Source organism: Bhargavaea massiliensis (assembly GCF_018390575.1).
GTDB classification, from domain to species: Bacteria; Bacillota; Bacilli; order Bacillales_A; family Planococcaceae; genus Bhargavaea; species Bhargavaea massiliensis.
Map to the genome: position 1 here is coordinate 233,710 of NZ_JAHBCJ010000004.1, position 20,520 is coordinate 254,229.

The 20,520-nt window shown below is 55.8% G+C and carries 18 protein-coding genes; 15 read left to right on the top strand and 3 right to left on the bottom strand.

What is annotated here, in order from left to right:
• Nucleotides 1–84: 84 nt before the first annotated feature.
• The 4 genes from KHA84_RS08010 (at nt 85) to KHA84_RS08025 (ending at nt 5,507) form a co-directional block, all read left to right on the top strand.
• Nucleotides 85–1,776 carry a methylmalonyl-CoA mutase family protein gene (locus tag KHA84_RS08010; RefSeq protein ID WP_213423007.1) on the top strand — a complete coding sequence of 564 codons (1,692 nt, stop codon included), beginning with the start codon at nt 85–87 and terminating at the stop codon, nt 1,774–1,776.
• A complete protein-coding gene (scpA, locus tag KHA84_RS08015) occupies nt 1,773–3,929 on the top strand; it encodes a methylmalonyl-CoA mutase (RefSeq protein WP_213423008.1) in 2,157 nt (718 codons plus the stop codon). The genes KHA84_RS08010 and scpA overlap by 4 nt, the downstream gene beginning before the upstream one ends.
• 23 nt (nt 3,930–3,952) lie before the next feature.
• Complete coding sequence (gene meaB, locus KHA84_RS08020; protein ID WP_213423122.1) at nt 3,953–4,996, top strand: methylmalonyl Co-A mutase-associated GTPase MeaB; 1,044 nt, start codon at nt 3,953–3,955, stop codon at nt 4,994–4,996.
• A gap of 70 nt (nt 4,997–5,066) precedes the next feature.
• Nucleotides 5,067–5,507 carry a BrxA/BrxB family bacilliredoxin gene (locus KHA84_RS08025; protein WP_213423009.1) on the top strand — a complete coding sequence of 147 codons (441 nt, stop codon included), beginning with the start codon at nt 5,067–5,069 and terminating at the stop codon, nt 5,505–5,507.
• A 62-nt stretch (nt 5,508–5,569) separates the two neighbouring features.
• On the opposite strand, the gene prli42 is transcribed toward KHA84_RS08025, so the two are convergent.
• A complete protein-coding gene (gene prli42 / locus KHA84_RS08030) occupies nt 5,570–5,665 on the bottom strand; it encodes a stressosome-associated protein Prli42 (RefSeq protein WP_213423010.1) in 96 nt (31 codons plus the stop codon).
• A 128-nt stretch (nt 5,666–5,793) separates the two neighbouring features.
• Between prli42 and mce the strand changes: the two genes are divergently transcribed.
• From mce to rnz, 5 genes are all read left to right on the top strand, one after another.
• Nucleotides 5,794–6,204 (top strand): methylmalonyl-CoA epimerase, encoded by a 411-nt coding sequence (mce, locus tag KHA84_RS08035; RefSeq protein ID WP_213423011.1) that lies wholly within the window; start codon nt 5,794–5,796, stop codon nt 6,202–6,204.
• 8 nt (nt 6,205–6,212) lie between these two features.
• A complete protein-coding gene (locus KHA84_RS08040) occupies nt 6,213–7,760 on the top strand; it encodes an acyl-CoA carboxylase subunit beta (RefSeq protein ID WP_213423012.1) in 1,548 nt (515 codons plus the stop codon).
• Between the two features lie 64 nt (nt 7,761–7,824).
• Nucleotides 7,825–8,946 (top strand): M20/M25/M40 family metallo-hydrolase, encoded by a 1,122-nt coding sequence (locus tag KHA84_RS08045; protein ID WP_213423013.1) that lies wholly within the window; start codon nt 7,825–7,827, stop codon nt 8,944–8,946.
• A 228-nt stretch (nt 8,947–9,174) separates the two neighbouring features.
• Nucleotides 9,175–10,386 (top strand): DNA polymerase IV, encoded by a 1,212-nt coding sequence (locus tag KHA84_RS08050; RefSeq protein WP_213423014.1) that lies wholly within the window; start codon nt 9,175–9,177, stop codon nt 10,384–10,386.
• A 1-nt stretch (nt 10,387) separates the two neighbouring features.
• Entirely contained in the window at nt 10,388–11,329 is a 942-nt protein-coding gene (gene rnz, locus KHA84_RS08055) for a ribonuclease Z (protein ID WP_213423015.1), read from the top strand.
• Between the two features lie 201 nt (nt 11,330–11,530).
• On the opposite strand, the gene namA is transcribed toward rnz, so the two are convergent.
• Together namA and proC are read right to left on the bottom strand one after the other, a co-directional pair.
• A complete protein-coding gene (namA, locus tag KHA84_RS08060; protein WP_236823183.1) occupies nt 11,531–12,547 on the bottom strand; it encodes an NADPH dehydrogenase NamA in 1,017 nt (338 codons plus the stop codon).
• A 52-nt stretch (nt 12,548–12,599) separates the two neighbouring features.
• Nucleotides 12,600–13,409, bottom strand: a complete 810-nt coding sequence (gene proC / locus KHA84_RS08065; protein ID WP_213423016.1) for a pyrroline-5-carboxylate reductase — start codon at nt 13,407–13,409, stop codon at nt 12,600–12,602.
• A 395-nt stretch (nt 13,410–13,804) separates the two neighbouring features.
• Between proC and KHA84_RS08070 the strand changes: the two genes are divergently transcribed.
• From KHA84_RS08070 to argH, 6 genes are all read left to right on the top strand, one after another.
• The gene (locus KHA84_RS08070) at nt 13,805–14,752 is read left to right on the top strand and encodes an MBL fold metallo-hydrolase (protein ID WP_213423017.1); all 948 of its coding nucleotides are present in this window, start codon (nt 13,805–13,807) and stop codon (nt 14,750–14,752) included.
• Nucleotides 14,739–15,491 (top strand): SDR family NAD(P)-dependent oxidoreductase, encoded by a 753-nt coding sequence (locus KHA84_RS08075; RefSeq protein WP_236823184.1) that lies wholly within the window; start codon nt 14,739–14,741, stop codon nt 15,489–15,491. The genes KHA84_RS08070 and KHA84_RS08075 overlap by 14 nt, the downstream gene beginning before the upstream one ends.
• Nucleotides 15,492–15,534: 43 nt before the next feature.
• Entirely contained in the window at nt 15,535–17,070 is a 1,536-nt protein-coding gene (locus KHA84_RS08080) for a caspase family protein (RefSeq protein WP_236823185.1), read from the top strand.
• 95 nt (nt 17,071–17,165) lie between these two features.
• Nucleotides 17,166–17,339 carry a hypothetical protein gene (locus KHA84_RS08085; RefSeq protein ID WP_213423020.1) on the top strand — a complete coding sequence of 58 codons (174 nt, stop codon included), beginning with the start codon at nt 17,166–17,168 and terminating at the stop codon, nt 17,337–17,339.
• Between the two features lie 368 nt (nt 17,340–17,707).
• Nucleotides 17,708–18,934, top strand: coding sequence for an argininosuccinate synthase (locus tag KHA84_RS08090; protein WP_213423021.1), 1,227 nt, complete (start codon nt 17,708–17,710; stop codon nt 18,932–18,934).
• Nucleotides 18,931–20,322 (top strand): argininosuccinate lyase, encoded by a 1,392-nt coding sequence (argH, locus tag KHA84_RS08095; protein ID WP_213423022.1) that lies wholly within the window; start codon nt 18,931–18,933, stop codon nt 20,320–20,322. Before KHA84_RS08090 ends, argH begins: the two co-directional genes overlap by 4 nt.
• Nucleotides 20,323–20,520 lie beyond the last annotated feature (198 nt).

The following is a 20,520-nucleotide window of genomic DNA, read 5'->3' on the forward strand; positions in this document are numbered from 1 at the left end:
CGTTTGATTAGCGTTCCATCTTTCAAGCGATCGGGTTCTCCGGTAGAATGAAAATAAGCACTATTCACATTGGGGGAGAGGCAAATGACCATCGACACGATGAAACAGATATCGTTTGAACAGCCCACCGTGGGGGACTGGAGAAAAGCGGCCGAAGCTTCGCTAAAAGGGAAACCGCTTGCATCACTTGAAACCGAGACACCTGAAGGCATCACGCTGAAGCCGCTCTACACGGCGGAGGATGTTCCCGAAGGACAGGAAGACCGGATCCGTGCCATCCGGAACGGAATCGGTAAAACGGACTGGACGATTCTCCAGGAGACAAGAGAGTCGGACCCTGCCAAGTATGTGGAAAAGGTGAAATCCGCGCTGGGCCGGGGCAATGAGGCTGTCGTCTATACTGGCGGATGGGAAAAGGAAGCGGACGCAGGAGTGCTTGATGCCCTGGCAGCACTGATCACGGAAGTGCCTGTTTATGTACGGTGCCGTCCGGACGATCCGTTTCTCGCCGTATTCGGTGCTGTTCCTGAAGACAAGAGGGGGATGGTTGCGGGTTATGCGGATGTGGACCGGTCGGCGGATCTGTCACGGCGCTTCCCGGCCCTCCGGACCATCGCCGTGGACTCGGGTTCGGTACATATGAAAGGGGCGGATGCGGTGACGGAGCTGGCTGCGGCCCTTTCCAGAGCAGCGGAAATCGCGGGGGAAGAAGATGATTTCGGTGCAATGGCCCGGAAGCTATTCTTCGTTTTTAATGTCGACACGCACTTTTTCATGGAGATTGCGAAATTGCGTGCGTTCCGGCTGCTGTTCAAATCGTTTGCAGCCGCTTACGGAGTGGATGAGCCGGTGCATGTCCCGGTCATCGCCCGCACCTCTTTGCGCACCTATTCCCTTGCCGATCCGTATGTCAACCTGCTCAGGAGCGGCAATGAGGCTTTCTCCGCTGCAATCGGCGGCGCCGACGCCATTACGGTCGCACCACTGGATACCCTGACGGGGAGCACGGGCTTTTCCGAGCGCGTCGCGCGGAATGTCCAGCACATCCTCAAGGAAGAAGCCCATGCGGACCGCGTACTTGATCCGTCCGGGGGCTCCTACTATATCGAGTCGCTGACCGAGTCTCTGTACCGGAAAACCTGGGAGCTGTTCCTCCAATTCGAGAAACAGGGCGGCATCTCGGCCACAATTGCGGACGGCACGCTGGACCGGATGCTTGCAGAGAAAAAAGATGCGCGCATCCGCCGTCTCGCCGTGCGGGAAGAGTCCCTGATCGGGACGAACATTTACGCGGATCCGGCAGAGGAAATCCGGAAGCCGGCTGGATCAGACGGAGCGGAAGGCCGTTTCGCCGAGCCGTTCGAAGGACTCCGGTCCTCCCTTCAGGGAAGGGAGGTCCACCTGATCCGTTTCGGCAGCCTGAAGGCCGTCAAGCCGGTGGCCGATTTCACGGCGGGCGTGCTGGCCGTCGGCGGCATCCGTCCGGAGCTGTCTCCGCTATTTGAAACAGCGGAAGAGGCCCTGGGTTATCTGGAGTCGGAACAGCCGCTGTACGCGGTCTTCTGCGCGGCTGCCGGCCAGGCGGAAGAAGCATTGCGGGCAGTTGTTGCCGGCAAGCCCGATAAAACCGTTCTCGATGCGGCAGGGCGTTTCCCGGAAGAAACCGCGGCATCGCTCCGGGAAGCCGGCCTAAACGGATTTTATTACAAAGGCCAGGATATTCTGGACAAGCTGACAGAAGTGAAAGGGATTGTCGAAGGGGGAATGCAGCAATGAACAAACCGGACTTCACGAAAATCGACCCTGAAAAAGTCCTGCAAGGGAGCTCACACCAGTCTGCAGATGGGGCACCTGTAGAATCGTATGAGGGGATCGGCATCCTCCCGTCTTACACCGAAAAAGAACTGGACGGGCTCGGGCATCTGTCCGATATGCCGGGCATCGCACCGAACACACGCGGCCCTTATCCGACGATGTATGTGTCCCGGCCGTGGACTGTCCGCCAATATGCCGGCTTCTCAACGGCCGAAGAAAGCAACGCGTTCTATCGACGGAACCTGGCTATGGGCCAGAAGGGCCTTTCCGTAGCGTTCGACCTCGCAACACACCGCGGATATGATTCGGATCATCCGCGGGTTTCGGGAGATGTCGGGAAGGCCGGGGTTGCCATCGACTCGGTCGAAGACATGAAAATCCTCTTTGACGGCATTCCGCTGGATCAGATGTCGGTGTCGATGACGATGAACGGCGCGGTCATTCCTGTCATGGCTTTTTATATCGTGGCGGCGGAAGAACAGGGCGTCACGCCTGAAAAGCTGTCCGGAACGATCCAGAACGATATCCTGAAGGAATACATGGTCCGGAACACGTACATTTATCCGCCGGAGATGTCGATGCGGATCATCGCAGATATTTTCGAATACACATCGAAGAACATGCCGAAGTTCAACTCGATCTCAATCTCCGGCTATCACATGCAGGAAGCCGGGGCGACGGCCGACATTGAGCTCGCCTATACGCTCGCGGACGGGCTGGAATATGTCCGCACCGGACTCAAGGCCGGAATCGACATCGATTCGTTCGCCCCGCGGCTCAGCTTTTTCTGGGCAATCGGCATGAACTACTTTATGGAAGTCGCGAAGATGCGGGCGGCGCGCCGGATCTGGGCACAGATGATGAAGTCGTTCGATCCGAAAAACCCGAAGTCGCTAGCGCTCCGAACGCATTCCCAGACATCAGGCTGGAGCCTCACCGAGCAGGACCCGTTCAACAACGTCACCCGGACGCTGATCGAAGCGAACGCAGCGGCGATGGGCCATACCCAGTCCCTCCATACCAATGCGCTTGACGAGGCGATTGCCCTCCCGACCGACTTCTCGGCACGCATTGCACGCAACACGCAGCTGTTCCTCCAGGAGGAAACCCAAATGACGAACGTCATCGATCCATGGGGCGGCTCCTACTATGTCGAAAAGCTGACGGATGAACTGATGAAGAAAGCCTGGGACCTGATCGAAGAGATCGAGGAGCTCGGCGGCATGGCAAAAGCGATTGAAACGGGCCTGCCGAAGATGAAGATCGAAGAAGCCGCGGCACGCCGCCAGGCCCAGATCGACTCGGGGTCCGAATCCATCATCGGCGTGAACAAATACCGTCCGGAAGAGGAGGATCCGATCGAGATTCTCGACATCGACAATACCGAAGTGCGGCGCAAGCAGATCGAGCGTCTTGAAAAGATGAAAGCGGAGAGAGATGATGCCGTCGTCCGCATGGCGCTCGACAAGCTGACCGAAGCGGCCCGAACCGGAGAAGGCAACCTCCTGGCCCTCGCAGTGGATGCGGCCCGCGCCCGTGCATCGATCGGGGAAATTTCCGATGCGATCGAAAAAGCGTCCGGCAGGCATAAGGCCGTCATCCGTTCGATCAGCGGCGTCTACAGTTCAAACTTCACCGATGCCGAGGCGATTAATGAAGTCAAGGAAATGACCGGTGAATTCCTGGACAATGAGGGCCGCCGTCCGCGGATCATGGTCGCCAAAATGGGGCAGGACGGACATGACCGCGGCGCCAAGGTCGTCGCGACCGCGTTTGCGGACCTTGGCTTCGATGTCGACATCGGCCCGCTTTTCCAGACACCGGCCGAAACGGCGCTGCAGGCGGCGGAAAACGACGTGCACGCGGTCGGCGTGAGCTCGCTTGCCGCAGGCCACAAAACGCTGATCCCCGAGCTGATCGAAGAGCTCCGGAAAATCGGGCGCGAGGACATCGTCGTGTTTGCTGGCGGCGTCATTCCGGCGAAGGATTATGACTTCCTGTACGATGCGGGCGTTGCTGCCATCTTCGGGCCGGGCACCGTCATCCCGGTTTCCGCGCAGAAAGTCATCGAAGCCATCTACAGCAAGCTTGGCTACGAGGAAGCCTCCGATTGACGGAACGGGAAAAACAGGCCCAAATGCGGACCGAAGGCGGCATTCCGCCGCATGACGGCATGTCCGCGGGCCCCCGGAAGCGGTTCGTCAAAAAGCGCCGGCCTGTCCCTGCGGATGAACTGGCAAAAGGGATCCGGTCCGGCTCCAGGCTCGCGCTGGCAAAAGGAATCACCCTGCTGGAAAGCCGGGCCCCGGAAGACCGGAAAGCCGCACAGGAACTTCTCATCGGCCTGCTTCCCGATGCCGGGAACAGTGTCCGGATCGGCATCACCGGAGTGCCGGGCGCCGGCAAAAGCACGTTCATCGAGTCATTCGGGCTCATGCTCGCAGAAGCCGGCCACAAGGTGGCGGTGCTCGCGATCGACCCGAGTTCGACCGTGACCGGGGGGAGCATTCTCGGCGACAAAACGAGGATGGAGGAACTGTCCCGGCATCCGAACGCGTTTATCCGCCCGTCGCCATCATCGGGAACACTCGGCGGTGTCCACCGGAAAACGAGGGAAACGATGCTTCTTTGCGAGGCTGCGGGATACGATGTCATCCTCATCGAAACGGTCGGCGTCGGCCAAAGTGAGACCGCGGTCAGAGGCATGGCAGACTTTTTCCTGCTTCTCGTCCTGACCGGAGCGGGAGATGAACTTCAGGGAGTCAAGAAAGGCATCATGGAACTGGCGGACGGCATCATCGTCCACAAGGCCGACGGGGACAATATCATTCCTGCGAAGCGGACAGCGAGGGAGTACAAGCAGTTTCTTCGCATGCTGCAGCCGGCCACTCCGGGCTGGCAGACAACCGTCCATCCCGTATCGTCTCTTGCCGGGACAGGGCTGGAAGACGTATGGGAGACGGTTCTCGGCTTCAGGGACAGCATGTCCTCTTCCGGAGAGTGGGACAGAAGGCGCCGGGATCAGCTGAGATCCTGGTTCCGACAGTCGATCGAAGACCACCTGATCGATTCGTTTTATGCATCAGAGGACAGGAAACAGGAAGTCGAACGCCTTGAAGACAGAATTCTTGACGGCCGGCTGACCGTGACGGCGGCTGTAGAGGAATTATTCCGCGGCTGAAACTCGGGTTTTGCAGGAAAGCCCCTGACCTGTTATGATTTTCTTGGATAAACCGAAAGGGGATGCAGTCATGAACATGGATATGAACCTGTTTATGCAAGATATGATCCGCCAGGCGCGGAGCGAAATGGAAGCCTCCGGCTACGAGCAGCTGAAAACTCCGGAAGAAGTGGATTCGGCATTGAAGCGTGAAGGGACAACCCTCTTCATGGTCAACTCGGTCTGCGGTTGCGCGGGCGGGATTGCGCGCCCTGCAGCGATGCACGCTGTCCACTACGACAAGCGTCCCGAGCATCTGGTGACGGTGTTTGCAGGCCAGGACAAGGAAGCGACCGCACAGGCACGCATGCATTTCGGCGATGACCACCTTCCGTCGTCCCCGTCATTCATCCTCGTGAAGGATGGCAAAGTGGTCGGCGAAGTGCCGCGCCACGAAATCGAAGGCCATGACCCGATGTCTGTCGTCGTCAACCTCCAGGGCCTGTTCGAAGAGTATTGCGAAGAAGTTTGAGCCATTAAAAAAATCGCAGCAGCCGTTTTACGGGCGCTGCGATTTTTTGTGTTCGTCCCGGGTCAGATGAACACGCTGAGTCCCATGGCAATTGTCGACAAAAGCATGAGTGCGACCATGGTGTAGATCACGATTTTTTGAATTTTTTTATTGCTCAATTTTATTCTGGCTCCTTCACTGCTGATGGGTTCATTTTAATGATTTTTGGTCGTTTGCGCAATATATAGAGTTTTGCGCCCTGAACCGGTACAATTGTAATCGGATACATGAAAAGGGGGCAAGGGAAATGGAGAAGGTCGACCACATCGGCATCGCGGTAAAAGACCTCGATGCCGTCCTTCCATACTACACGGACACACTTGGCATTCCGCTCATGGGAATCGAGGATGTTCCGACGCAGGGCCTCAGAGTTGCATTTCTTAATGCAGGGAACGTGAAGCTGGAGCTTCTGGAACCTGCATCCGAAACGAGCGCCGTCGCCAAGTTTATCGAAAAGCGGGGGGAGGGCGTCCATCACATCGCATTTGGGGTGACCGGCATCCAAGAAAGGATGGACGACCTGCGCGAAAACGGTGTCCGGCTGCTGTCTGACGGCCCGGTTCCCGGAGCCGGCGGCGCGCAGGTGGCCTTTATGCACCCGAAATCCTCATACGGCGTTCTCTATGAACTGTGCGACAAATCCGGAAGCCAGGAGTGAATAGTGTCATGGATATCTATGAAAAAATCAATGAACTATATGACAGGAAACGAGAAATCGAGCTTGGCGGAGGGGACGACAAAATCGACCGCCAGCACGAAAAGGGGAAGCTGACCGCACGCGAGCGGATTGACCTGCTGCTTGACGAAGGAACGTTTGTCGAACTGAACCCGTTTGTCACTCACCGGACCCAGGACTTCGGCATGGACAAGATGAAGGGACCGGGTGACGGCGTCGTGACCGGATACGGAAAAGTGAATGGCCGTCCCGTCTACCTGTTCTCGCAGGACTTCACGGTCTTCGGGGGTGCACTCGGTGAGATGCATGCGATGAAGATCGCAAATGTAATGGACCTGGCCGCGAAAAATGGCGCGCCGTTTATCGGGCTGAACGATTCCGGCGGCGCGCGGATTCAGGAAGGCGTCGTCTCACTGGACGGCTACGGGGAGATTTTCTACCGGAACGCCGTTTATTCCGGAGTGATTCCGCAAATTTCCGTCATTCTCGGGCCTTGTGCGGGCGGCGCCGTTTATTCGCCGGCCATCACCGACTTTGTTTTCATGACCGACAAAACGAGCCAGATGTTCATCACAGGGCCGAAAGTCATCGAGACGGTCACGGGTGAAAAGATTTCCTCCGAGGATCTCGGCGGTTCCAAAGTACATAACGCCATCAGCGGAAATGCCCATTTCCGCGCTGCCAGCGAAGAGGAAGTTCTTGCGGATGTCCGCAGGCTCCTTTCCTATCTGCCACAAAACAACGAAGAAATGCCGCCGCGGCTTGAGGCAGATTCGGAAAGCGACGACCGGCCGGATCTCGTGGACGTGGTCCCGTTCGAGACAATTCGCCCATATGACGTCCGAAAAGTGATCGACCAGGTCGTCGATGCGGATTCGTTCATGGAAGTCCAGCCGGAATTTGCCCGGAACATCGTGGTCGGCCTTGCCCGCATCAAGGGGGAGACGGTCGGCCTCGTGTGCAACCAGCCGAAAGTCATGGCCGGCGGGCTTGATATCGACTCGTCCGACAAAGCGGCGCGGTTTATCCGCTTCTGCGACTCATTCAACATCCCGATCATCACATTTGAGGACGTGACCGGCTTTTTCCCGGGCATCAAGCAGGAGCACGGCGGCATCATCCGCCACGGCGCGAAAATCCTGTATGCCTATTCGGAGGCGACTGTCCCGAAAATGACGGTCATCCTCCGGAAAGCGTACGGCGGTGCCTATGTCGCACTCAACTCGAAATCCATCGGGGCCGACGTCGTATACGCCTGGCCAAATGCCGAGATTGCGGTCATGGGCCCACAGGGCGCCGCGAACATCATCTTCGCGAGGGAGATCGCCAACAGCGATGACCCGGAAGCGACACGCGCCGCGAAGATCGAGGAATACAAAGAGAAATTCGCCAACCCGTACGTCGCGGCAAGCCACGGCATGGTCGACGATGTCATCGACCCGCGCGAGACCCGCGTCAAGCTGATCCAGGCGCTTGAAATGATGCGCAATAAGAAAGAAGACCGCCCGAAGAAAAAACACGGCAACATTCCGCTATAATGGATATAGGAAGCGCACCGGTTTTTTTGCGGTGCGCTTTCGGATTTGACAGGAGGCATGCTTGATGGAAAACAAACGGCTGATTGATGAATTTATGGAGCTTGTACAGATTGATTCCGAAACGAAGCATGAAGGGGAGATCGTCGGCATCCTGAAGGAGAAAATGGAAGCACTCGGTTTCGACGTTACGGAAGACGACTCCGCCGAGCGCTCCGGTCACGGAGCCGGCAACCTGATTGCAACGAAAACAGGCAGCGCGGAAGGCGCCGACGCCATTTACTTTACCTGCCATATGGACACGGTCGTACCCGGCAAGGGAATCAAACCGCAACTGAAGGAAGACGGCTATATCTATTCGGACGGAACGACGATCCTCGGCGCAGATGACAAAGCAGGCATTGCCGCGCTGTTCGAAATGATGCGCCGCATCAATGAGGAAGGCATCGCGCACGGCGACATCCAATTCATCATCACGGCAGGAGAAGAAAGCGGCCTCCGCGGCGCGAAAGAGCTGGATCCGAAAGCCATCCGGGCGGACTACGGCTACGCGGTCGATTCCGACGGCAAAGTCGGCGGCATCGTGACCGCTGCGCCGTTCCAGGCAAAACTGAATACCGTTATCCGGGGCAAGACTGCCCATGCCGGCGTCGCCCCTGAAAAGGGCGTATCTGCAATCACGATTGCGGCAAAAGCAATTGCCAACATGTCACTCGGCCGGATCGATTCCGAGACGACGGCGAACATCGGCCGATTCGAGGGCGGACAGGCGACAAACATCGTCTGCGACGAAGTGCATATCCTGTCGGAAGCGCGCTCCATCAACAAAGACAAGCTCGACGAACAGACCGCACATATGGTCCGCACATTCGAACGCCAGGCAAGTCTGATGGGCGGCACCGCCGAGACGGACGTCCAGCTGATGTATCCTGGCTTCTCGCTCGGCGAGGAAGACCAGGTCGTGAAAACGGCGATGGACGCGATCCGGCGCATCGGCCGCGGACCGGAGCTCATGACAAGCGGCGGAGGCAGCGACGGCAATATTTTCAACGGCTTCGGCGTCCCGACGGTCACGCTTTCCGTCGGATACGAGGAAATCCACACGACCAGCGAACGGATGCCGGTCGAAGAGCTGGAAAAGTTGGCTGACCTGCTGGTGGAAATCGTGAAAACCGCAGCGAAACAGTAATCTGGCAGACGCGGAAAATCGGACATAGCAGGAGTGGTTGGCATCCTGCTGTGATTTTGGAAGCACTCACATGCCCGTTGGAAGCAGTCATGGATGATTCCGATGCACTCATGTGCCCCTTCGAAGCACTCAATCTTGGAACAAAAAGACGGGCCCTGCGCCCGTCTTTTCCTTTTTCGCCCGGCCGTTGATATAATGAAGTCAGCATTTTACACCGGGGCGATGAACATGATTGAAAGCAGGCCGAAAAAAGGCAGGATCATTTTCCATATTGATATGAACAGCTTTTTCGCGTCCGTCGAGCAGGCGCACGATCCTTCCCTGAAGGGGAAGCCGGTGGCGGTTGCCGGGAATCCGAAAGAGCGAAAAGGAATTGTTGTCACCTGTTCATATGAAGCAAGGGCACACGGGGTCTACACGACCATGCCGGTGTGGGAGGCCCGCCGGAAGTGCCCTAACCTGATTGTCATCCCTCCTGACCATAACCGTTACCGGGACGCATCGGATGCGATGTTCAGCCTGCTCCGGACTTATACCGGACTGGTCGAACCGGTGTCAATCGATGAGGGCTATCTGGATGTGTCGGATGTGGAATGGCCGGGAACGGCTGTCGAGCTGGCGGAAGAGATGCAGCGGAGGATTCTGACGGAACTGGATCTGCCGTGCTCGATCGGGATTGCACCAAATAAATTTCTGGCCAAGACAGCATCCGATATGAAAAAACCGATGGGGATCACGATTCTGAGGAAACGGGATGTGCCGGCCGTCCTCTGGCCGCTTCCGGTGATTGAGATGCACGGCATCGGCAAAAGCACGGAAGACAAACTCCGGTCAATGAAGATCGAAACAATCGGTGATCTTGCGGCCGCAGAAGAAGGTTTTCTGAAAGAGCATCTCGGAAAGCGGGGCATCCACCTAAGAAGGCGGGCGAACGGAATCGATACGCGGCCGGTTGACCCGGAGTCCGTCCACGAACGCAAAAGCGTCGGCGGTTCCGTAACGCTGCCCATCGACGAAACCGACCCTGTTGAGCTCAAGAAAACGCTCCGGAAGCTTGCTGAAAAAGTGGCCTTCCGGCTTGACCGCAGGGAGCTTGCAGGCGACCTCGTGACCATCCAGATCCGGGATGCAGATTGGGTGAACCACTCAAGAAGCCGGACACTCACGAATGCCATATATACAGCCGATGCCATCTTCGGAGAAGCGGAACTGCTGTTTGACCGGCATTACGGCGGGCAGCCGGTGCGCCTTCTGGGGGTGACCGTCGGCCGGATCATCGACCGCTCCGAGACAACGGAACAGCTGTCGATCTTCAACTATGAAAAACACGCAAAACAAGAGCCGGTCCTGAAGATGATCGGCGAGCTGGAATCGAAGTTCGGAAAAGGCGCCATCACGAGAGGCATCTCCGGACCGAAATCCGGCGGAAGGCAGGGTTGACATGCAAATACAATTTTTGGGGACGGGCGCAGGCATGCCGTCCAAGCAGCGGAACACGAGCGCGCTCGCACTAAAGCTTTTGGAGGAGCGGGGCAGCTTCTGGCTGTTTGACTGCGGGGAGGCCACCCAGCACCAGATGCTCCACACCACACTAAAACCGCGAAAGCTTGAGAAAGTCTTTATCACGCATCTCCACGGGGACCATATTTTCGGCCTCCCGGGGATGCTCGGTTCAAGGGGATTCCTGGGAGGGTCCGGACGGCTTGACCTTTACGGCCCCAAAGGACTCCGGGAATGGATTGAAGTCACCCTCCGGATCAGCCGGACCCATCTCAACTATGAGCTGGCCGTCCATGAAGTGGATGAAGGGACCGTTTTTGAGGACGAGTCATTTATCGTCCGGGCGTTGCCTCTTGATCACGTGGTACCGTGCTTTGGCTACCGCGTCGAGCAGAAGCCCCTGCCGGGAAAACTTCTCAGCGACCGTGCCAGAGAAGCGGGCGTGCCGAAGGGACCGCTTCTCCGTGAACTGAAAGAAGGCAGGGACGTCGTTCTCGAAGATGGGACAGCAGTCAAAAGCTCGGATGTCACCGGCCCGCCGCAGCCCGGATTCACAGTGGCAATCCTTGGCGATACCCGGTTCACGGCCAATGCCGTCGAACTGGCGCAGGATGCGGATGTCGTCATCCACGAAGCAACGTTCGACCGGGAATCGGCTCATCTGGCCGGACCATACGGGCACTCGACAATTATTGATGCGGCAAAAACAGCCGTTCTGGCGGGAGCCCGCTCCCTGATCGCCAATCATATCAGTGCACGTTTCCTTCCCGAGGACGCGGAGCACCTGGCGGCGGAAGCGGCAGAGGTTTTCTCTCCTGTGGAAATTGCGGAAGACTTTGCGGAATATGAATGGAAAGACGGAGTACTAAAAAGGATTAATTAATTTCACAGAAAAGCAGTAAGCTTATGGAGTGCTCGATATATTTATGGAAATGCTCGATATCCGGTCGAAAGCGAGCGATATCGCCTCTGCCAAAAAAACACATATGTCTGCGGTAAATTGCGCGAAAACCAGCCCATTCCTGTCCATAAAACCCAAAAACGTGATCCCTGCTGCTTGAGGGATCACGTTTTTTAATCGTCTTCAGTTCCAACCGCGCTCATACTGGACCGGAGCCTGGATGTCCGCACCGAGTTCCTTTGCGGCGCGCCTTGGCCAGTACGGGTCGCGGAGCAGTTCGCGTCCGAGGAGGACAAGGTCGGCGCGCCCGTTTTGCACAATTTCTTCCGCATGCGCCGGCTCCTCGATCAGCCCGACTGCGCCTGTCATGATGTCTGCACCGTTCCGGATGGTCTCGGAAAACGGGACCTGGTAGCCGGGGTAGGGGCTGATCCTCGCCGGAACGACGGCGCCAGAGCTGACATCGATCAGGTCGACGTCCTGTTCCTTCATCCACCCGGCCATCTGCACATAGTCTTCCGGCGTCATGCCGCCGTCGGTGTAGTCGCTTGCGGAAATCCGGACGAATAGGGGACCGTTCCATACGCCGCGGACCGCGTCGATGGTTTCCCTGACGATGCGGTAGCGGTTTTCCGCGTTGCCGCCGTAACGGTCTGTCCGCCTGTTGGACAGCGGAGACAGGAATTCATTGAGCAGATAGCCGTGCGCGCCGTGCAGCTCGATCACGTCAAAGCCTGCTTCCTTGGCCCGCACCGCCGCATCGCGGAAAGCCGAGACGGTTTTTAGGATGTCGTCTTCGGTCATTTCCTTCGGGGTTTTGTAGCGGTCGTTGAAGGCGATGGCGGAAGGGGCGAAAATGTCCCCGTCAGTCTCAGATTTCCGTCCCGCGTGTGCAAGCTGGATACCCGCCGCGGCTCCGTGCTGCCTGATCAGTGCGGTGAGGCGCTTTAGCCCTTCGACATGTTCGTCCTCCCAGATGCCGAGATCCTCATTTGAAATCCGGCCCTCGGGCTGGACCGCGGTCGCCTCGACGATAAGGAGCCCCGCTCCTCCGACGGCGCGCGACGGATAGTGGACAAGATGCCAGTCCTGCACTTTTCCGTCCTGCTCCGGGCAGGAATACATGCACATCGGCGACATGACGATCCGGTTGCGGAAAGTCACGCCCCTGATTTCAATCGGTTCAAACAGCTTCGACAAAACAATCACCCTTTTCCGATAGAATTCCTTTCCATTCTATCAATCGGGCCGGTCACTGTCCGGTCGCAAGCTCGCGGGAGCGGTTTTCCGCCGCCCGGATGCAGGATGCGACCGCATTGTGGAATCCGGCATCATCCAGTGCCCGGATGCCAGCTGCCGTCGTGCCGCCCGGACTCGTTACATGTTCCCTGAGTTCCGAAGGTTCGGCCGTGCGCCGTTTCAGCATCGCGGCTGCACCCTCGAGCACCTGGATGATCAGGTCGCGCGCATCCGTTCCGCACAGTCCCGATGTGGTCGCCGCTTCCTCCAGGGCCTCGGCGAAATAATAGACGTAGGCCGGGCCGCTTCCCGCCAATGCCGTGATGAGATGCAGCTCGTCTTCCTCGACTTCTTTCACAAGGCCGACCGAGCCCAAAAGCGACAGAATGTTTTCCCGCACGTTGGCGCAGACCGCCTCATTCATCGCGACACCCGTTGCGGCAAGGCCGATTGTGGCGGATGTATTCGGCATGGAGCGGGCGACCGGGCGGCTGCCGAGTATTTTTTCAAACAGGCTGATCGGAATGCCGGCCATGACGGAAAGGACGGCCGCCGACGGCTCGAGCTGTTTTGCGACCTGTTCCATCGCCTGGCGGGCATCTTTCGGCTTGGTCGCAAAAACGGCCAATTCCGCCTGGCTGATTTCCGGATCGCCGCTTTTGACCGGCGTGATGCCATATTTGTCCCTGAGTTCATCCAGGCGCGCCTGGTCCGATTTGTTCATGACGAAAACCGAGGCGGGCTTCACCGCGCCGCTTGACGTAATCCCTGCGATGATCGCCTCCGCCATCGAACCGGCACCGATAAATAGTACGTTTTTCAATCCGATCATCTCCTCAGGCAAAAATAAAAATGCGTTTCCGTCCATCCATGATGTGCATCATGAAAAGGACGAAAACGCATCGGTTTCCGCGGTACCACCTTTGTTCGCCGGACTGGCCGGCGCAGCTCTTCCCCCTTTAACGCAGCGGGATACGGCCATGTTTCCATGGCGGCTCGGAAGCAGGTTCGGGGCGGGAGAGGGGATGCGGCTCTCAGCCGGTGACCGCATTTTCTGTGCGCCATCACCGCCCGTACTGGTCTTCGTCGGAGCGTCCGTTCATTTGATTATTGCGATTATACGCATTCTTCCCTGCCAAAGTCAACAGGTGACGCCGGGAGGGCGCTTGTGTAAAATGGATGAATGACCATTCATATTCCTATTCCGGAGGGGATCCGATGACTATCCATAAAATTACAATGCCGACGCCTTTTGCGGTGGGCGATGTCAATGCCTGGCTGCTGAAGGGGGACGCCCTCACCCTGTTTGACGCCGGCACAAATACAACCGAGTCGGAACAGGCGATGCTTAACGGCCTGAAGGAGGCGGGCTGCCGGCCGGAGGATGTGGAGCAGGTCATCCTGACCCATCATCACCCGGACCACGCAGGGCTCGTCGGCCTGTTCGGAAACGCCCGGCTTCTCGGTCACCGGTACAACGAACCGTGGCTGACCCGCGACGAGGCGTTTTTCGAGTACCATGACCGTTTTTATGAAGAATGCCTGATAGAAGAGGGGGTGCCGGAGTCCTATATTCATTGGGTGCGTAAGATGAAGCGCCCGGTGGAATACATCGGGAAACGGCCGCTTGACGGGGTTCTTGAAGACGGCGAAGAAGTTCCCGGGCATCCGGGTTGGTCGGTGGTGGAGACGCTTGGCCACGCCCAGAGCCATCTTGCCTTTTTCAATGAACAGGGCGGGGAGATGATCGGCGGGGACCTGATCCTCGGCAAAATCTCATCCAACCCGCTGATCGAGCCGCCGCTCGACCCCGGGCAGGGACGTCCGCGTTCGCTTCTTCTATATAATGATTCCATGCGCCGCGTCGCGGATCTGCCTGTCGGGGTTATTCATCCCGGCCACGGAAAAGATGTGCGGGGCATCCGGGAGCTGGTCGAATCGCGCCTCGTCCAGCAGAAGCAACGGGCATTGGCCGTTCGCGACATGCTGGCGGAGGGGCCGAAAACGATTTTCGAATTGACAAAGCGGCTGTTCCCGCAAGCGTATGAACGGGAGCTCGGGCTGACGCTTTCCGAGACGATCGGCCAGACCGACTGGCTGGTGGCCGAAGGTCTGGCGTCGGAAACAAGGAAAGAGGATGGAGTGCTTCATTATGAAAAAGTGTAAGCGGGTGCTTGTAACCGGTGCCACCGGCGGCATTGGGCGCGCCATCGTTACCGCACTGCTCCGCGAAGGCCATCTGGTTCTCGCGGCCGGGCGCAACCAGGGGATTCTTGACCAAATCTGCGCGGAAGGCGCGGGCACTGTCAGGGCGGACCTGTCGACCGCGGAGGGGCTGGACCGGGTCGCCGAGGCCGCCGGCGCACCGGATGTGTTCATCTCGGCCTCGGGCGTCGGGGTATTCTTGCATGCACACGAACTGTCGGATGCGTCGATCGACCGCATGCTGGACGTGAATGCGGCCTCGCCGATGAAACTGCTCCGGCGGATCCTGCCGGGCATGATGGAGCGGGGGAGCGGACAGATTATCTTCATCGCTTCCGCAGCAGGCAAGGTCTCAACGAAAAAGGCCTCGGTGTATGCGGCTTCCAAGGCGGCGCTTCTCGGATACGCGGACGCCCTCCGCCTCGAGATGGCGCCGTTTGGCATCTCTGTCACGTCGGTCAACCCCGGTCCGGTCGACACCCCGTTCCTCGACATCGCCTCTCCGCTTTCGGACTACAGGGAATCGATGGCAGGCTACCTGACACCGCCGGAGAAGGTCGCGGAGACCGTCACCGGTGTACTCGGGCGGCCGGTGCGAGATGTCGACCTGCCGTGGTACATGGCAGCCGCCTCGCGGATGCATGCAGTCGCGCCCGGCCTCACCGAGCGGCTCGGGCGGAATTTCTTTAACAAGAAATAAGTGATATCAGTTTGAGTATTTTTATATGTCAGGGGGAGAAGTAATGGTGATAAAAGCATTAATTACTGGTGTTAGTAATTATAATATGGAAGGGGCACCTGATCTTCCTTTTTGCAAAAATGATCTAGCCGCTATGGAAAACTCATTAAGTGTTGGTTTAAAACTAGATAGAACAGATATTATTAAATGTGGTGAGTCAGGAAATCTCACGGTGGAAGAATTCAATAAAGAACTTTCAAAACTATCCTCTACTCTAAATAAAAACGATACACTGCTTTTTTATTTTTCTGGACACGGCCATAACATTGATCAACAGCATTATTTAGTATTAAGTGATGATTTTATAAGCACAAATGAATTGATACGGAAGCTTGAAAAAATTCAAGCGAAAAGTAAAGTGATTTTCTTGGATTGCTGTTTTTCTGGAAATTTCACTGTTGGCAATACTTCAGAAACAGATTTTGAGAAGATGATGTCAGATTTTTATGGAAGAGGTTATGCAGTTTTAGCATCTAGTAGTGCTAATCAAGTCTCTTATAGACATCCGAGTAAGCCGATGAGTCTATTTACAAGCTTCTTATGTGATGCTATTAAAAATAAATCCCTAGTTAAAAAAGGGAAAGTTACTCTAAATGATATTCAAAAATTGACCAGTCTTTATTTGGATGTTTGGAATAAAAAGAACCCTCAATTTTCTCAAAAGCCAATCTTTAAAAAGAATATGGGTGGTACCATCTTCTTTGAGGTAGATGAATATACACCTTATCCCAAATCCTGCATATATTATGAAAGCGAGCAATTCAGTATTTATGATGTAGAACCATTGCATACCGGCAAACTTAAAAGGTATGCGGTAAAAGTTACCTTAAATGAGCCACTTTCTCTTGAAGAGATATCTAATGTCTCTAATATGGTAAAAAACATCATCAAATCTGCTGAAGTTTATAATAATAAGATAAGCGAGGAGAGGTGGAAAGGAAAACCGACAAATATAATTTGGATATATTACGGCTTTGATGAAAGTGATATGAATAGGGGAAATTTTATCTGTCATACGACTTGGTGTGATGAATATCAGGATAAAGAACGGATATATAGTGTAGATAATAAAAATACGTTATTTATAAACAATACACACTTTACTCTTCATACCTTTTACAAAAGTCTAAAAGAATTTCAGCAAGCCAACACCGGGAGTCAAAACGAATTGATCGTAGAATTTGGGATGATTGCTAAGGCAATGATTGAATCAGCCGAATTAATAATCGATTTTTATCATGAACACACTAACGGTTTGTATTCAGAAAAAGAGTTAGCTCGATTGATAGCAACCTACATCGCAAAAATAGAAGAATTGTATCTAGCAAGTAGTGATTTGCCATTGGCACCATACGATTTACAACAATGGGTAGATTCTTATCATGGCCTTTTCTCATCAATTCACAACCTTACGTATTACTATAATGAAAGATATTTATCTCAACGCTCGCCCGAGAATAGAAAAATAGGTATGGAAATGTCTATTAACCAATACTATGAAGAGTTAGAAAGTATTCGAGAGATTGAGCGCTCATTATAATAATGAGTAGGCAAAAGCCTTTTGGTCTAAGCCCCATCCGAATAGGATACGTGGGATGGGGGGATGACGAATGACCAGGGATTATCAACGGCGTCATGATTATTACGAGGATTTTGGCAGGGACAGACACCGGCACAGACATCGGGATCACGACCATTACAGGCACCGTTACCATGACCATCACAGGCATCACGACCGGCACCGCGATCATCACAGGAATCAGGACCATTGGTACCGGGATCAATGGAGCGGATACGGAGAAGCCTTAGCGGGGTTTGCGGGCAGCCTGATTGGAAGCGCATTGTATCCGCAATACGCATATAATAACTATTATTCTCAACCAATTCCTTACCAGTACCCGTATCCTTACCCGTATTCCGGGTATTCCCCATATGACAACCAACCATATGGATACGGCTTTTATTAAGTTCTGATGCCGTGCGTAAGGTGCCTTGAGGCATAGGATTCCGGTTACGGATCACCGAAAACAGATGGGGAAGAGCGGCCTTCGGGCGGCTCTTTTTGTTTTCTTTGAAAATGCATAAACATTTGCTTGCACCGATTATTATTCCATGTTATGATTCTCTCATGAATAAAACATGTATATTATGAATAAACATACACGGAGGGATTCACTATGGGTAAAAAAGTCGTTCTCGCTTACTCGGGCGGTCTGGATACATCGGTTGCCATTGCTTGGCTCAAGGAAAAAGGGTATGACGTCGTCGCGGTCTGCCTCGATGTCGGAGAAGGAAAAGATTTGGATTTCGTCAAAAACAAAGCGCTCGAGGTCGGTGCGTCCGAAAGCTACATGATCGACGCGAAAAAAGAGTTCGCCGAGGAATTTGTCCTCACTTCGCTCCAGGGGCACACGATGTATGAAAACAAATACCCGCTCGTCTCCGCGCTGTCGCGCCCGCTCATCTCCAAAAAGCTCGTCGAGATTGCGCACGAAACCGGCGCGACTGCCGTGGCACACGGCTGCACAGGCAAGGGGAACGACCAGGTGCGCTTCGAAGTGTCGATCAATGCGCTGGATCCGTCCCTTGAAGTGATCGCACCGGTGCGCGAGTGGAGCTGGTCCCGTGAGGAAGAGATCGAATACGCGAAAGAACGCAACATCCCGATCCCGGTGAATCTCGACAGCCCGTACTCGATCGACCAGAACCTGTGGGGCCGCGCGAACGAATGCGGCATCCTCGAAAATCCGTGGATCGCGCCTCCGGAAGATGCCTACGACCTGACGGCTTCCATTGAAGACGCACCGGACACAGCGGACGTCATCGAACTGGAATTCGTCAAAGGGGTTCCGGTATCGCTGAACGGCGAGAAAAAGGAACTGCATGAACTGATCCTGGAACTCAACGACCTGGCGGGCAAGCACGGCATCGGCCGCATCGACCACGTCGAAAACCGCCTCGTCGGCATCAAGTCCCGTGAAGTGTACGAGTGTCCGGCGGCGATGACACTGCTGACAGCGCACAAAGAACTGGAAGACATCACGCTCGTCAAGGAACTCGCGCACTTCAAGCCGGTCGTCAGCAAAAAGCTGACGGAACTCATCTATGAAGGCCTCTGGTTCTCGCCGCTCACCAAGGCGCTCCAGGCATTCCTGAAAGAAACCCAGCAGTTCGTCAACGGCACGGTCCGCGTAAAGCTGTTCAAGGGCCATGCGATCGTCGAAGGCCGCAAATCGGACAACTCGCTCTATGATGAAAAACTCGCGACCTACACGAAGGAAGACGAGTTCAACCACGCATCCGCCGTCGGATTCATCGAACTGTGGGGCCTGCCGACAAAAGTCCACGCATCCGTCAACAAGGCTGCCGATTCCCAGAAGCAGCCGGAGAAGGTGCAGTCATGACCGAAAAGCTCTGGGGCGGCCGTTTCCAGAAAAGCGCCGAGGAATGGGTCGACGAGTTCGGCGCGTCGATCGGCTTCGACCGGGAACTCGTCCTTGAGGACCTTGAAGGCAGCACGGCCCATGTGAAGATGCTCGGAAAATGCGGCATCCTGACGGAAGAAGAGACGGAAGCGATCCTTGGCGGCCTGGAAAAGCTGAAGGAACAGGCGAAGGCGGGTGAGCTGGAGTATTCCGTCGAGCTCGAGGACATCCACCTGAACCTCGAGAAAAAACTGACGGACGACATCGGCCCGGTCGGCGGCAAGCTCCACACCGGACGCAGCCGGAATGACCAGGTCGCGACCGACATGCACCTGTACCTGAAGGAGCGAACAAAGGAGATCATCGCGCTTACCGAGGACTTCCAGAAGGCGATCCTCGAGCAGGCAGAAATCCATGTCGAAACGCTTGCGCCGGGCTATACGCATCTCCAGCGCGCGCAGCCGGTATCGTTCGCCCATCATCTGATGGCATACTTCTGGATGCTCGAGCGCGACAAGGGCCGCTTCACGGACTCCCTGAAGCGCGTCGACCTGTCGCCGCTCGGCGCGGGGGCTCTTGCCGGGACGACGTTCCCGATCGACCGCCATTACTCCGCGGAGCTGCTTGGCTTCTCCGGCGTGTACGAAAACAGCATGGACGCGGTGAGCGACCGGGACTTTATCGTGGAATTTTTGTCCTCTTCGTCTCTTCTCATGGCGCATCTGTCGCGCCTCGCAGAGGAGATCATCCTCTGGTCCAGCCAGGAGTTCGGCTTTATCGAGCTGGATGATGCCTTCTCGACCGGCTCCAGCATCATGCCGCAGAAAAAGAACCCCGACATGGCGGAACTGATCCGCGGCAAGACCGGACGCGTGTACGGCAACCTGGTCGGCCTCCTCACAACGCTGAAAGGCCTGCCGCTCGCCTACAACAAGGACATGCAGGAAGACAAGGAAGGCATGTTCGACACGGTCAGGACCGTCACCGGCTCGCTCCGCATCTTCGCGGGCATGATCCGCACGATGACCGTCAACACCGACGTCATGGAACAGGAGGTCAGCAAAGACTTCTCCAATGCCACCGAGCTCGCCGATTACCTGGCGGCCAAGGGCATGCCGTTCCGCGAAGCGCATGAAGTGACCGGCAAGCTCGTCTTCACCTGCATCCAAAAAGGCTGTGTCCTGAAGGATCTGTCCCTTTCCGACATGCAGGAAGAAAGCGCGCTGATCGAAGAGGATATCTATGAGGTCCTTGCACCCGTCGCAGCCGTCCGCCGGAGGAACTCTTATGGCGGCACCGGATTTGACCAAGTGCGTGTGCAGCTCGACAAAGCGAAAGAGCTCCTCGGCCAGACAGCCACAAAATAAAAATGATGAACCGGACCGGAACGCCATCGCGCGTTCCGGTCTTTTCATGTTCGGACAGGGAGTGGCGGTGCTCCGCCCGTTTTGCGAAATTTCCCATTCAAAAGCACCCGCAACTGATTTTAAAGCACTCATGCCACATTCCGAAGCACTCGCGCCAACTTAGGAACACTCACCGACTTTCATCCCATCCCCTCGATT

Bases quoted from the DNA above. Each gene is read 5' to 3' on its own strand.
- KHA84_RS08085 (WP_213423020.1), top strand. From the start codon at position 17,166: ATGATTATTACGAGGATTTTGGCAGGGACAGACACCGGCACAGACATC.
- KHA84_RS08025 (WP_213423009.1), top strand. From the start codon at position 5,067: ATGAACATGGATATGAACCTGTTTATGCAAGATATGATCCGCCAGGCG.
- rnz (WP_213423015.1), top strand. From the start codon at position 10,388: ATGCAAATACAATTTTTGGGGACGGGCGCAGGCATGCCGTCCAAGCAG.
- KHA84_RS08070 (WP_213423017.1), top strand. From the start codon at position 13,805: ATGACTATCCATAAAATTACAATGCCGACGCCTTTTGCGGTGGGCGAT.
- meaB (WP_213423122.1), top strand. From the start codon at position 3,953: ATGCGGACCGAAGGCGGCATTCCGCCGCATGACGGCATGTCCGCGGGC.
- KHA84_RS08010 (WP_213423007.1), top strand. From the start codon at position 85: ATGACCATCGACACGATGAAACAGATATCGTTTGAACAGCCCACCGTG.
- KHA84_RS08080 (WP_236823185.1), top strand. From the start codon at position 15,535: ATGGTGATAAAAGCATTAATTACTGGTGTTAGTAATTATAATATGGAA.
- scpA (WP_213423008.1), top strand. From the start codon at position 1,773: ATGAACAAACCGGACTTCACGAAAATCGACCCTGAAAAAGTCCTGCAA.
- argH (WP_213423022.1), top strand. From the start codon at position 18,931: ATGACCGAAAAGCTCTGGGGCGGCCGTTTCCAGAAAAGCGCCGAGGAA.
- KHA84_RS08075 (WP_236823184.1), top strand. From the start codon at position 14,739: ATGAAAAAGTGTAAGCGGGTGCTTGTAACCGGTGCCACCGGCGGCATT.
- KHA84_RS08045 (WP_213423013.1), top strand. From the start codon at position 7,825: ATGGAAAACAAACGGCTGATTGATGAATTTATGGAGCTTGTACAGATT.
- KHA84_RS08090 (WP_213423021.1), top strand. From the start codon at position 17,708: ATGGGTAAAAAAGTCGTTCTCGCTTACTCGGGCGGTCTGGATACATCG.
- mce (WP_213423011.1), top strand. From the start codon at position 5,794: ATGGAGAAGGTCGACCACATCGGCATCGCGGTAAAAGACCTCGATGCC.
- KHA84_RS08040 (WP_213423012.1), top strand. From the start codon at position 6,213: ATGGATATCTATGAAAAAATCAATGAACTATATGACAGGAAACGAGAA.
- KHA84_RS08050 (WP_213423014.1), top strand. From the start codon at position 9,175: ATGATTGAAAGCAGGCCGAAAAAAGGCAGGATCATTTTCCATATTGAT.